Origin of the sequence: Paenibacillus rhizoplanae (assembly GCF_042684125.1) — a bacterium.
GTDB classification, from domain to species: domain Bacteria; phylum Bacillota; class Bacilli; order Paenibacillales; family Paenibacillaceae; genus Paenibacillus_AQ; species Paenibacillus_AQ rhizoplanae.
Genome location: NZ_JBHUKY010000033.1, coordinates 311,124 through 325,736 on the forward strand (window position 1 = coordinate 311,124; position 14,613 = coordinate 325,736).

The 14,613-nt window shown below is 51.1% G+C and carries 12 protein-coding genes; 1 reads left to right on the forward strand and 11 read right to left on the reverse strand.

The window, feature by feature from the left end:
* Positions 1-222 precede the first annotated feature (222 nt).
* The 11 genes from mtaB to ACFSX3_RS20300 all read right to left on the reverse strand — a co-directional run bounded on the left by mtaB (position 223) and on the right by ACFSX3_RS20300 (position 9,560).
* Positions 223-1,572: a tRNA (N(6)-L-threonylcarbamoyladenosine(37)-C(2))-methylthiotransferase MtaB gene (gene mtaB / locus ACFSX3_RS20250; RefSeq protein WP_209987769.1), complete on the reverse strand. Its 1,350-nt coding sequence runs from the start codon at positions 1,570-1,572 to the stop codon at positions 223-225.
* Between the two features lie 3 nt (positions 1,573-1,575).
* Positions 1,576-2,340: an RsmE family RNA methyltransferase gene (locus tag ACFSX3_RS20255; RefSeq protein WP_209987767.1), complete on the reverse strand. Its 765-nt coding sequence runs from the start codon at positions 2,338-2,340 to the stop codon at positions 1,576-1,578.
* 163 nt (positions 2,341-2,503) lie between these two features.
* Complete coding sequence (locus ACFSX3_RS20260) at positions 2,504-3,187, reverse strand: site-2 protease family protein (protein ID WP_209987764.1); 684 nt, start codon at positions 3,185-3,187, stop codon at positions 2,504-2,506.
* A 2-nt stretch (positions 3,188-3,189) separates the two neighbouring features.
* A complete protein-coding gene (prmA, locus tag ACFSX3_RS20265) occupies positions 3,190-4,248 on the reverse strand; it encodes a 50S ribosomal protein L11 methyltransferase (RefSeq protein WP_209987761.1) in 1,059 nt (352 codons plus the stop codon).
* A gap of 162 nt (positions 4,249-4,410) precedes the next feature.
* Positions 4,411-4,992 carry a DNA-3-methyladenine glycosylase I gene (locus tag ACFSX3_RS20270; protein WP_209987758.1) on the reverse strand — a complete coding sequence of 194 codons (582 nt, stop codon included), beginning with the start codon at positions 4,990-4,992 and terminating at the stop codon, positions 4,411-4,413.
* 111 nt (positions 4,993-5,103) lie between these two features.
* Complete coding sequence (locus ACFSX3_RS20275; RefSeq protein ID WP_209987755.1) at positions 5,104-6,765, reverse strand: DUF4179 domain-containing protein; 1,662 nt, start codon at positions 6,763-6,765, stop codon at positions 5,104-5,106.
* The gene (locus tag ACFSX3_RS20280) at positions 6,725-7,222 is read right to left on the reverse strand and encodes an RNA polymerase sigma factor (protein WP_379258637.1); all 498 of its coding nucleotides are present in this window, start codon (positions 7,220-7,222) and stop codon (positions 6,725-6,727) included. Before ACFSX3_RS20280 ends, ACFSX3_RS20275 begins: the two co-directional genes overlap by 41 nt.
* Before the next feature lie 248 nt (positions 7,223-7,470).
* On the reverse strand, positions 7,471-8,382 hold the full coding sequence (locus ACFSX3_RS20285) for a methyl-accepting chemotaxis protein (RefSeq protein WP_209987750.1): 912 nt from the start codon (positions 8,380-8,382) through the stop codon (positions 7,471-7,473).
* Between the two features lie 111 nt (positions 8,383-8,493).
* Entirely contained in the window at positions 8,494-8,853 is a 360-nt protein-coding gene (locus ACFSX3_RS20290; RefSeq protein ID WP_209987746.1) for a hypothetical protein, read from the reverse strand.
* Between the two features lie 122 nt (positions 8,854-8,975).
* On the reverse strand, positions 8,976-9,155 hold the full coding sequence (locus ACFSX3_RS20295; protein ID WP_209987744.1) for a YfhD family protein: 180 nt from the start codon (positions 9,153-9,155) through the stop codon (positions 8,976-8,978).
* Between the two features lie 45 nt (positions 9,156-9,200).
* Positions 9,201-9,560 (reverse strand): hypothetical protein, encoded by a 360-nt coding sequence (locus tag ACFSX3_RS20300; protein WP_209987741.1) that lies wholly within the window; start codon positions 9,558-9,560, stop codon positions 9,201-9,203.
* A 507-nt stretch (positions 9,561-10,067) separates the two neighbouring features.
* On the opposite strand from ACFSX3_RS20300, the gene ACFSX3_RS20305 reads away from it, so the two are divergent.
* Positions 10,068-14,210: a S8 family serine peptidase gene (locus tag ACFSX3_RS20305; RefSeq protein ID WP_379313195.1), complete on the forward strand. Its 4,143-nt coding sequence runs from the start codon at positions 10,068-10,070 to the stop codon at positions 14,208-14,210.
* Positions 14,211-14,613 lie beyond the last annotated feature (403 nt).

Sequence of the window (14,613 nt, forward strand, 5' to 3'; positions counted from 1 at the left end):
ATTCAGGTCTTTGTAACTATATAAAATGTACCTTTAATTTTTTCAGTATGGGATAGCCGTAACTCCAGAGAAGTTTTGGACTTCCGGCCGCTGTTGTCTACAGATTTCATGATTTGTATATTTTCAAGTCCAATTTATATAGATAATTACGGTCTCGGCAAAAAGGATGCCTAATCGCCATCATCGGCTAAGTAGACACCCTTTCATTCGTAAGCATCTGTCCTATCGGACGCTTTCACGCAGTCCAGCTACTGCCCGGCTAACACTAACAAGCTCGCCCCGGCATTCATTCACGCCGGCTTCGGTTACCTTCACCTGGCACAGCTCGCCCTGCAGTGAATCGTCGCCGCCAAACAGCACCTGGAGATAGTTGTCGCTGAAGCCGTGCTGTATGCTGCGTCCCGCCGAGCCTTTAGCCGCCCGCTCCGGGATCACGGATAACGTCTTGCCGACGAACTGCCGGGCATACGCCAGCTGCATCTCCTCGGAGAGATCGATCAGCTCCTGCACACGCGCATTCTTGATCTCCTCATCGACCTGATTCAGCATCCGCGCAGCCGGGGTTCCGGTCCGTTTGGAATACGGGAAGACATGCATCTCCGAATAGTTGACCGCCTTCATGAAGTCATAGCCTGCCCGGAACATCTCATCCGTCTCGCCCGGGAAGCCAACAATCACATCGGTAGTGATCCCCACATCCGGCATGGCCTGGCGGATCAGCTGCATTTTGGCAAAATACTCTTCCGTGGTATACTTCCGGCGCATCGCCTTCAGCACCTCGTTATGGCCCGCCTGAAGCGGAATATGCAGATGGCGGCACATCTTGGTGCTGCGGTTCAGCACCTCCAGCAGCTTCTCGTCAATCTGACTGGCCTCAATGGAGCTGATCCGCACCCGCTCCAGCCCGTCCACCTGATCCAGCTCCCAGAGCAGGTCAGCGAGGCGGTAGTTGTCCAGATCGTCCCCGTACCCGCCGGTATGAATACCGGTCAATACGAATTCCTTGTATCCGGCCTCCACCAGCTGATGCGCCTGGGCAACAATCGATTTCGGATCACGGCTGCGCGACAGACCGCGCGACCAGGGAATGATGCAGAAGGTGCAGAAGTTGTTGCAGCCGTCCTGAATCTTCATGAACGCCCGCGTCCGGTCAGCGAACCCGGGCACATCCATCTCCTCGAACTCACGTGTCTTCATAATGTTGCGGACCGCATTCACCGGCTGGCGCGACTCCTGAATATTCTTCACATGGGTCATGATCTGCTCCCGGTCCTGGTTGCCGATCACCAGATCGACTCCGGGGATATCCAAGATCTCTCCGGGAGAGGTCTGCGCGTAGCAGCCAGTAACCGCTACGATGGCGTCAGGATTGCGTCGGACCGCCCGGCGGATCATCTGCCGGCTTTTTTTATCCCCCGTATTGGTCACCGTACAGGTGTTAATCAGATAGACATCGGCGGAACCCTCGAAATCTACCTGCTCGTATCCATCATTCTTAAAGAGCTGCCAGATGGCCTCGGTATCATAGAAATTGACTTTGCAGCCCAGTGTATAAAAAGCTACAGATGGCATGGTTTAAGCTCCCCCCATTTCTCCGGATTCATATAAAATGCAGGCGGCGGCAACCATACCTGCGGTTTCACAGCGCAGAATACGCGGCCCCAGCCCGACAGAGACTGCTCCGGCTTCCTCAGCCAGCCGGCATTCCTCCGTACTGAAGCCGCCCTCCGGCCCTACAACGATCATCACTTTGGCCGCAGCCTCCGGCGGAAGCGATGCCAGCCATGGCGCGGCTGCGCTGCGGAGCTGGAGGCCCTCTTCCTTCTCATAGCAGAAATAGACGGCGTCATAGCCGCTGAAGCTCCCCAGCAGCTGCTTCCAGCTGAGCGGTGAATGCACCTGCGGAACAATATTCCGGTGCGCCTGTTCGGCAGCCTCCTTGCAGATTTTGCGCCAGCGCTCTACCCGCTTACTCTCCTTGCGCTCATCGTACTGCACGATCGTCCGCTCTGAGAGGAACGGCGTGAAGGCTACAGCCCCGATCTCCGTGCATTTCTGAATGACCGTCTCCAGCTTGTCCCCTTTGGGCAGGCTCTGGGCGACGGTAATCTGGATACGCGGCTCATGAGTCATGGCCAGAGGCTCCAGTATGCTCACGGTGACCAGGCCGATCTCTATGTCAGCAATCTCGGCCAGCGCCTCGCGGGACACGCCGTCGCTGACAATCAGCTTGTCCCCGGCCTTACCGCGCATGACCTTGGCAATGTGGCGGGCGTCTTCACCGTCAATGCTAACCTTGTCTTGTCCGAACTGTGCCGGAGTTACGAAATAACGCTGCATCTCTCATCCTCATCCTGTCCGTTATTCAGCGTAAAAGCGGCGTAGTCCCCGCCAAATCAGGTCCCGGCCGCCGCTTCACACGTATCATTCATCTACTTAATAATCACATTATATTCTACAACGTTTGCCATGCACTGAACAGTCCCTGTCCGTACTGCTCTGCTCAGACCCCGAACATTTTTAGGAACAGCTGGAAGAAATCATTACCCGTACGTGTCGCCCAATAACTAAGCGGTTCTATCGTATAGGCGCGCAGACCCGGAATGAAGATGATCAGCAGGAACAGGAAAACCGTATACTGCTCATACTGCTGAAGTCTTCCACGGATCGGACGCGGTGCGATATCCTCAACGATCCGGTAACCATCCAGCGGCGGCAGCGGAATCAGGTTAAATACGAAGAGGAAGAAGTTGAAATGAATGAACATTCCGAAGAACCAGATCAGCGCACGAAGCACCTGCTCGTTCTTGATCGAATCCATCGTACCTGTTCCCACAAGAATCGCATAGATCAGCGCGCCCAGAATACCCAGCAGCAGATTGCTGATCGGCCCGGCGGCTGACACGATAACACCCATCAGGCGGGGACGGCGGAAGTTATCCCGGTTCACGGGAACCGGTCGCGCCCAGCCGAAGCCCGCAATCAGCAGCAGAATGATACCGAAGAGATCAAAGTGCACCGCCGGATTCAAGGTCATACGGCCCAGCAAACGCGCTGTAGGGTCCCCGAATTTATTGGCAAAATAAGCGTGGGCAAATTCATGCACCGTAAACGCAATAACAATCGTAATCAGAAAAAACGGAAGCTGCTGCAAAGGATATACTAAAATTTGATCCAGGGAACCCATGTCTACCTCTTTCCGGCTGTGAACGCCACCCAGTCTTCTTCGCGGGTTACTTCTAAAATCTCGAAACCGGAGGACTTCAGCGCTTCCGCGACCAGCCCTTCCTTATCCTTATAAATCCCCGAGGTAATATAGATCCCCTCCGGCTGAAGCGCACGATAGACATCGTCCGTGAACAGCACAATAATCTCGGCCAGAATATTCGCCACGACCACACGGACCGGCAGAGTCACTCCCAGCCCGTCTGCCGCCGGGGCAACAACAGGAACGGCCTCTTGGTCAGCCGTATTGCTCGGCCGGGCTGAAGGCCACATCTCTCCGGCTGCGGTATCCGCCGCCCCCTCACCGCCCAGCAGCGAGAGCAGGTCGCTCTCCTTGACGGTGATGGCTGACACCAGCCGGTTCAGCGCCACATTCTCGCGGGCACTCTCCACGGCGACCGGGTCCAGATCCAGCGCCAGGACGGAGGCGGCACCGAGCAGCATCGCTCCGACAGCAAGGATGCCGGAGCCTGTTCCTACATCGATGACTTCGTCGCCGCTGACAATATGCTTCTCAAGAGCGCGCAGGCACAGCGCCGTTGTCGGATGCGTCCCGGTTCCGAAGGCCATTCCGGGGTCGAGCTCAATGATTTTCTCATCGGCAGAGGCCGGGGTATATTCTTCCCATGTCGGCTTAATGGTCAGCCGCTCAGAGACGCGCAGCGGCTTGAAGTACTGCTTCCAGGCATGGGCCCAATCATCCTCATCCACTGTCTTCCAAGAGATCTGCGCCAGCCCGGGGTCAATCCCGAATTCCCTCAGCTCTTCCACCCTTGGCGTCACCTCGGACACAACCGCGTCCATGTCCACCGATTCCGCATAATATCCTTTAATGACCGCTTCCCCTTCGGGGATATCATTGAGCGGTTCATCGTATAATTCACCGTAACGTGTATCCCGGACTTTATTCAGCGTCCCGGATTCTTCAATAGAGACTCCGCCCGCTCCGGCTTCAACCAGCAGATTGGAGATCATCTCCTGTGCTTCCTCCGTTGTATGTACCGTCAATTCGTGCCATAGCATGGTAATGAATCCTCCTAAAAGTTTTGCGAGCGTTACTTCTCTTGATTCTGCTTCGAACAAACTTACTTCGGAAGCATAGACTCAGTTTTGGGAGCATAATGTCCCTCGAAGCTTATCTTAGCTAGTATAGCATTTCTTACCCGTTCAGCGCCAAACTGCCGTTCAACTCTCTATAACAGCAGGGGTGCTGCGGCAAAAACAATCCAGCGCATGGTCATCTACCATCCCGGAGGCCTGCATAAAAGCGTAACAAATCGTCGAGCCGATAAACTTCATCCCTTTGCGCTTCAGCGCCTTACTCATCTGATCAGACTGGGGAGTGGTCGCAGGGACCTCCGCTCTGTTCTTCCAGTGGTTCACAACCGGCGTCCCGCCGACGAAGCTCCACAGATAACCGGCAAAGCCTCCCTCTTCCTCGCGGCAGATCTGCTGGTACACCTGTGCATTGGTAATCACTCCCTTAATCTTCAGACGGTTGCGCACAATCCCCACATTTTGCATCAGCTCTTCGACTTTGTCCTCCCCATACAGCACAATCTTCTCCGGATCAAATCCGTCAAAAGCCTCGCGGAAGCCCTCCCGCTTCTTCAGCACCGTATACCAGCTTAGCCCGGCCTGCATCCCCTCCAGCATCAGCAGCTCGAACAACTTCAAGTCATCTGTCAGCGGCTTGCCCCACTCCTCATCATGATAAGCTATATATACCGGGTCTGTATTCACCCAGTCACAACGGGTTAGTTCCACAGTCTATCTCTCCTTTGTCTTATGTTATTGGCCACTCTTCATAGCCATATCTTCTAACTGTATACGAAAAAAAGAGAAGAACACAAGGTTCTTCCCGTTAAAATAATGTCACTATTGTCCTTGCAGCTTCACACGTGTCTCCTTGTCCGGCTCATTGGTAGAGTAGAAGAACATGTATATTGAAGCCTCTGTTCCTTTGAAATCCTTATACACATCAATGCTGCGGTTGTTTCCGTCTCCACGGAAGCCTACGGTCACTATTTTACCCAAGATTCGATCTTTACCGGTGCCGATATGTGTCTGATTCACACCGCCAAAATGGGGATCATCGCTCTTCATCTCTACATAGAGATCCGCACCCTGCATATAGTACGTCCACTGCACCGGATAACCGCCGGTTTGCCGGATTAACGTCTGCTTCTCGCTGGAGATGTTGTTTAATTCCAGTGGCTTCTTGTCATCCTCATGCCGGGTAACCTTATAATTACCTACAAGTGTCATTGGCGTTGTCTTTGTAATCTCAAGATTTACCGGCCGTTCGAAGCGCAGCGTCCTCAGATCCTTGTCCTCCGATGTCGAATACCACAATCCGCCTTCCAGCTTCTGTCCGCCCACCTCAAGAGTATAATTCACATAAGGCAGCTCAGCGAATTTGGCTTTAGTCCGGATGGACACACGGATTTGTGTAGGTGTTACTACCATTTGCTCAATCCGGTTACTGGCGTCTTCCGCTTCCAGCGGCAGATCCAGTGCCGTCTTCATCGTGGCGCCGGCCATTTTCTGCTTGCTCAGCTCGAAATCAAACGTCCAGGGGCCATCAATATTGCGTTCAAGCTTGGTGTAGCTGAGTTTATACGTTGTGTCAGCCTTGGGCACATCACCCGGCTTGTAGTACTGAAGCGAGGTGTATTCCCCGTTATCTCCGGGCTTGCCCATTGCTCCTGCCTGAGAGTTCTTGACAGGCTCTCCATCTCTGTATGCTATGATTTGCGGGTATGCCAAGCTCTTAGCTTCCTGATTATTAAAGACTGCTGCCGTGGACAGCATTAGCTGTTCATTACCTTCCTTAAAAGACTGAACACTGAACGACTCTAGTCCATCCCTGTTCACCGGAAAGCTCTGCCGCTCCGGTGAGTCGGTATCCAGCTTCAAGTCTACCTCCTGCTGGGAGTAGGACTGAATCCCTGTTGCGCTCAGGCTTACCTTGACCGTCTCCTGGCCCGGACTCCAGTTCGTCTCGAAATAACCGTTATACCGCTTGTTTTTCTCGTCCCACTGCTGGTAGTAGTATTCATTGTCATCGCCGTTCCCTTTGGCATCCTTAAGGGACATTCCATTCACATTCCACATTCCGTTGCCCTTGTCTCCCCCAACATCCAGACTATACAGAATTACCGTCCGGTTCTCATCGGAGAGCGCCGTATGTAGCGTCAGGGTGACTCCATCCTTCGTGATCGTCTGTCCGAGCGGCTGACCCAGATTCTGTGCCAGCGCCGCCTGTACACCGCTTCTATGGTTCAGCAGATTCCCCCAGTCAACTTGCACAGCGGCATACACAGGAACAGCCATCAGCACTACGCTGAATGAGGCTGCGACAGTGATCTTACGCCAGTTACGGTGACGGACCGGACTATTTGTTCCCGCACGGCTGCTGCCCTTGGAGGAAGTATATCCAGCCTGCTCCATACGGCCCCACATCTGCTCGAAATCAGGATAGTTCAGCTCCTGATCCTCATTTAAGCGACGCTTTAACTGCGCTTCGGTTCTGTCCATATTCATCGTCCTCCTTCGTTATGGGCTGAACGCCCGCTTCTTCCAGAATCCTCTTCATCATACGCAGCCCCTTGTGCTGTCTGGACTTCACGGTCCCCAGCGGGATATCCAGCATCCGGCGGATTTCCTCCAGACTGAAATCATGCATATACCTCAGGGTCAGCACCGCCCTGATCTTCGCCGGGAGCAGGGACATGTATCCCGCCCATTCCAGCTTCGTTTCCTTCTGCTCCACCAGCTTATCTATCAGCGGCTGCGGATTCTCCTTGAACATATGGAGATGCGCCTTCAGCTTCTGCTGCAGGCTGCTCCTGCGCTTCAGATGATTCAAGCAAGTGTTGACGGTGATTTTCATAATCCAGGCCTTCAGATATTCAATGCCCTCCCACTCGCTGCGGAAGAGAGTGATGAATACCTCCTGACACAGATCCTCAGCATCGGCAGCATCATGCACCATATAGTAGCAGGTGCGATACACCTCCTTGCTGTAGGTCTGGAATAATTCTTTGTTGTCCACTTGAGCGTGCCCTCCTTTCTTGTTTGGATACCTTTATAACAACCCCGGGCTTCAAAAGGTTCATTTTCTGCTTCCCCCATCTGCAGGAAATTCAAAAAAAGCAGCATGTCCGCCCAAAGTTCATGGGTTCCATGTTGCTTTCAGAATGTTATGGAATCAATCAGAGTAACCCTTCAGTCCGGCAGACCTCAGATAATGCTCATCACTTCACGTGCCTGATCGTCCAGTTCCTGCGCTGAGCTTGCAATCAGCGTGAATTCATCCAGCGCCACTTGAATCTGCTGCTGGCTGAGCTGCACATTATCCTGCACCTGGTTCAGGCCCGTGGATATTCTGCCTACCTCTTCCGTTATGGCCTGGACACTGTCCCGCACTTCGGTAATCTGATCCTGCACCATTGCGGACAGCTTTCTTACTTCTTTAGCCACCACATCGAATCCCCGGCCGAATTCTCCGGCATGTGCAGCCTCAATCGCTGCATTCAGGGCAAGCAGATGGGTCTGGGACGCAATATCACGGATTGTCTGCACTACACCGCGGATCGCTGCCGCCTGCTTTTGCAGATTCACCAGTGTTTCGGTATTCTCACTCGACACCTCAGCAATCCTGTCAATACTCAGCAGCAGCTCCTGGCTCCGCTCAATTCCTTTATCCGCACGCTGATTGAGGCTATCCGCCATCCCCTGCATCCGCTCCACGACATGGCTCATATTATTCTGTCTCTCCGTGATATTGGTGGCCACCTTGGACACGCCAATGACATGGGTCTCTGTCTCATCAAACACCGGCATATATGTAGCTTCCAGCCAGACCGAATTCCCCTCTGCGTCCATCCGTTCAATTTTGTCCTGGAAGCTCCGGCCAGCCATTAGATTCTGCCAGAACAACTCGTAATCCGGACTGTTCACGAATGAGGGGAAGCATAGCTGCCTATGCTGCATGCCGTACATATCCTCCACTTTATATTTCACTGACCGGGCAAAAATCTCATTGACATAGGCGACACGGCGATCCAAATCGAACCGGATCATAGCAAGATTCTTTTCCAAAGCTTTGACAACCAGTTGGTCTGTAACTGTCTGGTCTGCTAGATTTTCCATGTTGACTGCTCCCTATACATCTCAATTTTTAACTGATATACGAACGGTATTCTCTTATTTCTATATACTCCTATTAACGGCTGTTCGGGCTTTTAAAATGATATGATTTTCTTAATTCCCTATCTTAATCCCCCATACGCTGTCCTTCCGGTATGCAGCTGCTTCCTGCAGCTCTGGAAGTCTCGTATCCTGCGGATAATGCCGCTCCAAATACTGGACGAAGACCTGGCGCAGGCCGATCTCCTTGTCCAGCTTGTTGAATTCATTGGGGTGCTTTTCCATTTCAGCGATGGAAGCTTCCCAGCCTACCAGATCTCCCGCCTCCGACTGCTCTGAGCGGACCTTCTCTGCAAGCCTTCTTAGCTCCCGGTAAGCTTGTTTTACTTTGGAGGAATAGACCTGTTTCTGGTTCAGAAAGGTTAACAACGCCACCAGCAGCGCCAGTCCCACCCACATAATCACTGTATTCACTTATGTATCCTCCCGGCTTCGCATATCTCTCCATTATACACGCCACAACACAAAAATACCCCACTTGCGCAGGGTATCCACAGCAACAATTCGACTGCTCATCTTTTCTTGACTTCACCGAATTATTCCTTCTTCATGATCTCTTCCAGCTGCCGCTTGTCAGCTTCCCGGGAACGGTCCATGGCCTCTATATCTTCCTGATCTGCTTCAGCTGCTGAGAATTCAACATCCTCGGCCTTCGCCTCATAGAGCATTTTCATTTTTTCGGTTTTGGAAAAGATTTTCGAGTTCTCTCTGTCCATAGCTTTCCATCAAGCCTCCAATGTATTTATCTGATTGTCTAAGCTTCAAATCATTCCGCCAGCTTCCTCAATGAGCGACATCGCCTGACCATGGACAGCCGCATCTACAATAACTGTCAGCAGAATATTTCTGCCTGTCGGTCCGCCATCCCCGCCGTGACTCATCCCGCTCCCGCTCGTATGCGCCGCAGCTAAGATGCCCGTATGGTCACTAACCGCCGTCATCGAATCCATGCCCGCCAGATTGCCGGTAACCGGATTCACTCCCGGCTCCTGCCCGCTCCCCCCAAACCTGCTGAACCGGTCAATGGAAATTTCCTCTGCACGCAGGGCCTGGAGCTTACGGGAGACCCCTTCCGCTTCTTCCGGAGTCTTGAAGTAGGCCAGTATACTTTTTTCAGACATGGGAATTCCCCGCTTTCTGCCTGGTATTCATTCGTTCAGGCTTACTTGGGTATTTTGGATTTTTGGACAGGAATTTATACATTTAGGGTTGGCTGCGACTCCAGAGAATATTCGGACTTCCACCCGCTGGTGTCTACAGATTTCAGGATTCTGAAGCTACACTTCTAATATTACAGCTCTATTTTTCTCTCAGCATACATGTCAGTATTTATGACGAAAATTGTTTTTTTGTCTGTTATTTTGTATTTTTTTGTCTTTAAAGATTCCTGTAGTAGTTTTAAAAGTCTGTTTGTGTCACATAACATTCCACAATAAATGAAAACATTCTCAAATCTCTATAAATTTTGTGTGGATTTTACAAATAACCAGTGGTAAAATCTTCTTAATATTTTTCCTAGTAATCTTGACGGAAATAAACCGGATTAATAGAAAAGGAGAATCCGCCTACTGTCTGAAGCAGGAGAGATGTAAGCCAGAACCAACATCATATTGTGGAGGGGATTACATTTGGAGTGGACAAAATTACCTCGTAAGCTATCATTACTAACTTTATCATTAGGTGTGGCTGCAAGTATGATTCCGGGCGCGGCATTCGCCGCCAGCAGCTTGAAGACACCCGTATCAGGCAATCATCTTCCAGCCTTAATTCCAGCGAATCAGCCTTATATTTCTCCACAGATTAACACCAAATCTTCAAATCTTGTCCGGGTTATCGTTCAACTCAGCGGTCAGCCTGCCGCCGTCGGCAAATATGCTGCCAGACAAGGAATTACAGCACTCGCCAATACTGCGACTGAAGCTGCGGTGAACAGCCAACAGGAAGAAGTACTTGATAAGGCTGAAGCCAAGAAGATTGACCTCACTGTCAATTACAAGTACGACACGATTCTGAACGGCTTTGAAGTCACCGTTCCGGCTGACCGAATCCCAGAGCTGGCGAAGATCTCCGGCGTGTCTTCCATTTATCCGAACAGCACCTGGTATGCGCTCCCTGATCAGACAGTGACCGAAGTGACTTACAGAAACGATAATGCTCCCCTGAAGCAGATTCATGCAGACTGGGCGGCAGACCAAGGGATTAACGGAGCCGGACTGAAAGTCGGTGTGATTGACACCGGTGTTGACTACACGCACCCGGATATTGCCCCGGCTTATAAAGGCGGTTATGACTCCTTCTACCAAGACAATGATCCCTATGAAGAAGTTCCGCTTACTCCGGAAGAAGATACCGAATATGGCGTAGGCTATGCGGGTACTTCTCACGGTACACATGTATCGGGAACCATCATTGGTCAGTATGCAGCAACAGGCGATGTAGCACAAAAGGGCGTGGCTCCGGGAGCTGACCTGTATGTCTACAAAGTATTGGGGCGCAATCTTGAGAAACCGGACACTTCCTCCGGATCTTCCGCTCAAGTCATTGACGGAATTGAACGTGCGGTGAAGGACGGCATGGATGTCATCAACCTGTCGCTCGGCTCCGATTCCGAGAAGGATGTGAATTCCCCTGACTCCATCGCGATTAATAACGCTGTACTCTCTGGAGTGACTGCTGTAATTGCTAATGGGAATAACGGAAAAAATGGTTTCTTCTCCATGGGTTCCCCGGCAGCCTCCCAGCTCGGAATCTCGGTGGGTGCTGTAAACAGCCCTATCAATGCCTTCTCGGGTCAATTCCGGGCAGAAATCCCGAATTCAGTCACTTCGGTGACTTATGACACTTATCAACCGTTCCATATTATGGCCTACGAGTTAGGTAAATCTGATTTTGCTACCATTTTTGGCACAGGTCCTGTCAAGGTCGCCTATGCTAAACTAGGAAAACCTGAGGATTACCCTGCTGGCGATCTTAGTGATACCATAGTTCTGGTGTCGCGTGGTGATCTGAGCTTTGATGTCAAGATTGCCAATGCCAAAGCCCGTAATGTAAAAGCACTTGCCATATTCAATGGTAATGCAAAAGAGATTGACGGCAAGATTGTTCCAGATCTTAGTGATAACATCAAAGACCGGAATGGTTTCATGGGCTACAATTTCGGTGATGGATATCAAAATGTTCCGACCCTTGATATTCAAGGTACGTTCGGACGTCAATTGGCACGAGTCATCGATGCCACCGAAGAAAAAACTGCCACCTTTACTTTTGCCACAGATTACCCGGTGGAACTGACTGCAGGTGATGAAATGACTAATTTTTCCTCATTAGGTCCGAACTTCGACGGCAATCTAAGCATCAAGCCGGACATCGTTGCTCCTGGTGATGGAGTGCTGTCCACCTTCCCTGCTTATGGAAAATACCATTCTGAAGCAGATTATTCCAAAGCCTATCAGCGCAACAGCGGTACAAGCATGGCAACTCCGCATGTAGCGGGCTTGGCACTGTTAATCAAACAGAAGCATAAGGACTATACGCCATTCGATATTCGTGCCGCCCTGGCAAACACTGCAGATCCTGTCCTCTACAACGGTGAACCCGAAGATTTCTATCTTCAAGGTCCTGGACGAGCTAATGTAGAAAATGCCATCAACACTCCGGCACTGCTGCAAGCGATTGAGCCGATCTCCATTCTGGACAAAAACTTTGTCCCGCAGAATGTGATTAACTACAATCCATCCACAAGCTTCGGCATTCTGCTGCCTGGCTCTGAAGCAACCAAAGTGCTACAGTTGAAGAATATGAGCGATAGCCCGCTCACCTATTCAGCTTCCGTAGAATGGAACACTGGTGATTCCAAGCATGTCTCTGTTACATTGGATAATTCATCGATAACAGCCTCAGCGAAGAGTGCCTCCACATTCAACCTGAAGGTTAACGTCGCTGCGGATACTGTGCCACAATCGCTGCAAGGCAATATCGTACTGAAGGCAGATGGTCAACCAAATCTTCCTACTCTGCACTTGCCGTTTGCTATCAGTGTAGATAAGACAACAGAACAGCCAAGTTGGGGTACTGGCATTCAAGAAGCTACACTGAGCCAACCAATCGTCTACACTAATTCTGGTGCGGTTCTGAACTACAAGCTGAAAGCAACAGATATTAATTACTATGAAGTGAATCTGATTGGCCTTGATGATGTCAAGAAGGGGTCTTATCAGGTATCCACTACAGATTCGCCGGATAAGTTCTTTGAACCTGGGAACTATAGCACGGTTATATCATCTACCTATCATCCATATGACCACAACGGCGACCCTATTCTGGATGCCAATGGCAATCCTGCCGTAGCCAGTCTGAGCGATGGGGTCTACAAGCTTGAAATACTCGGCGTTAAAGCCAAAGATAATTCCAAACCGATCAAGATTGACTATAACAAAGACACATACTACAGCACCTACACCTCTTTCCGCTTTATCACTGTCTCCGACAGTGGCAGTAGCGGCGGTGGTGGCGGTGGGGGTGGCGGCACAGTAGTAACGCCGACTCCTGTGGTAGTGTCTGGCGCGGTGAAATCCCTTGTTGAAGAAGGGGTTCAACAGGTAACGGTAACACCTCTAACTGCATCGAAGGATGGTGTAACGACAGTAACCGTCAGTGACAGCGATCTGAAGGCCGCTCTGGCTAAAGCCGCTGCTGCCAAGACAGCCGTTGTCATCTCTGTCAGCAGTATCGCTGATAAGTCTGCTGAACTGAGCCTGACCGCAGAGCAGTTGAAATTACTCGCAGGCATGCCAGCAGGCAGCACCGTTATTGTAAATATTGCCGGATCTGCTGTATCCCTGCCGGTATCCTTGCTTGCTGCTTCCCCTGCAGGCCAGAGCTTGAAGCTAGTAATCAAGCAAGAGCCGGATGCAGCCAGCAAGCTGATTGCAGGTATTCCGGGTGCCAAGGTCATCGGAATCCCGGTATCCTATGAAGCTTCATGGACTACAGCTACAGGCAGCACTTACTTGAACGTTCCAACCAACGTATTCATCAAGCGCACCTTTACTGTACCTGGCAAGATTGAATCGAAGACCGCAGGTGTACTGTTTGAGAAAGATGGACTGGTGACCCCGGTTGCTTCTGTCTTCACACCACAGGCAGACGGAACAACCCTTGTGACAGTAAGCCGTCCAGGCTTCTCCGTGTATGCAGCAGTCAGCAAACCGGCAGCAGCCTTCACTGACATCGCTAACTCCAAATCAGCTGTTGCCATCCAGACGTTGGCCGACAAGCTGATCATCCAGGGAACCTCGGCAACTACTTTTGCGCCGCAGAGCAACCTGACCCGTGCTGAGTTCACAGCACTCTTGACCCGTGCACTGGGCCTTCGTACCGATACCAGCGTAACCTTCTCCGATGTGAAATCAACGGACTGGTACGCTAAGGATGTCGCCGCAGCCTCCAAGGCCGGTCTGATTCTGGGCATCGGCAATGGCAAGTTTGCACCTACGCAAAAAGTAACCCGTCAGGAACTCGCTGTCATTCTGGACAGAGCGGTGAAACTGACAGGCACTGAACTGAAGGCTGTTGCTAATCCTTCGTTCACAACTTACTCCGACAGTGCTAAGGTAGCCCCTTATGCCAAGGACAGTCTGCAAGCTCTGACCAAAGCCGGTATCTTCGCCAGCGAATCGGGCATTGCCTTCAATCCGGTCGCTCCGGCAACCCGTGAGACAGCAGCCGCTGCACTCTATGAATTGCTGAGCAAGAGCGGATTGATCGAGTAGTAGAAGAAACATAAAAGGCTGTCCCATAGTCATGGAATATATGACTACTTGGGACAGCCTTTTGTTTGTTCATACAAGATTAATCTTAACACTGGAAGGTGCTGTGCCCCCATTCGGTTCACCGTTTGGCACTGATTGCATTTCATACAATAGATTTTGCTTTAATTCGTCCTAAAACTTTATCTATTGTATTTCATACATTTGATTTCCGGATAGGTGCTCCAAAACACCTTTTTCACAAAATTCAATTGTACAAAGTGCCATAGATTCTATTTTTCGGCCGATTTTCAAGTCATCTACTGTACAAAGTACAATCAAACAGGCTGGGACTCCCCTCCTTTCCTATACGATTCCCTATATCTCCGCCACATCTACAAGAAGCGCCCCGCCTCCATCACTGGAG

What these genes read in the sequence shown, in the direction of transcription:
- mtaB (WP_209987769.1), bottom strand. Translation starts at nt 1,572, where the DNA reads ATGCCATCTGTAGCTTTTTATACACTGGGCTGCAAAGTCAATTTCTAT.
- ACFSX3_RS20255 (WP_209987767.1), bottom strand. Translation starts at nt 2,340, where the DNA reads ATGCAGCGTTATTTCGTAACTCCGGCACAGTTCGGACAAGACAAGGTT.
- ACFSX3_RS20260 (WP_209987764.1), bottom strand. Translation starts at nt 3,187, where the DNA reads ATGGGTTCCCTGGATCAAATTTTAGTATATCCTTTGCAGCAGCTTCCG.
- prmA (WP_209987761.1), bottom strand. Translation starts at nt 4,248, where the DNA reads ATGCTATGGCACGAATTGACGGTACATACAACGGAGGAAGCACAGGAG.
- ACFSX3_RS20275 (WP_209987755.1), bottom strand. Translation starts at nt 6,765, where the DNA reads ATGGACAGAACCGAAGCGCAGTTAAAGCGTCGCTTAAATGAGGATCAG.
- ACFSX3_RS20280 (WP_379258637.1), bottom strand. Translation starts at nt 7,222, where the DNA reads ATGGTGCATGATGCTGCCGATGCTGAGGATCTGTGTCAGGAGGTATTC.
- ACFSX3_RS20285 (WP_209987750.1), bottom strand. Translation starts at nt 8,382, where the DNA reads ATGGAAAATCTAGCAGACCAGACAGTTACAGACCAACTGGTTGTCAAA.
- ACFSX3_RS20295 (WP_209987744.1), bottom strand. Translation starts at nt 9,155, where the DNA reads ATGGACAGAGAGAACTCGAAAATCTTTTCCAAAACCGAAAAAATGAAA.
- ACFSX3_RS20300 (WP_209987741.1), bottom strand. Translation starts at nt 9,560, where the DNA reads ATGTCTGAAAAAAGTATACTGGCCTACTTCAAGACTCCGGAAGAAGCG.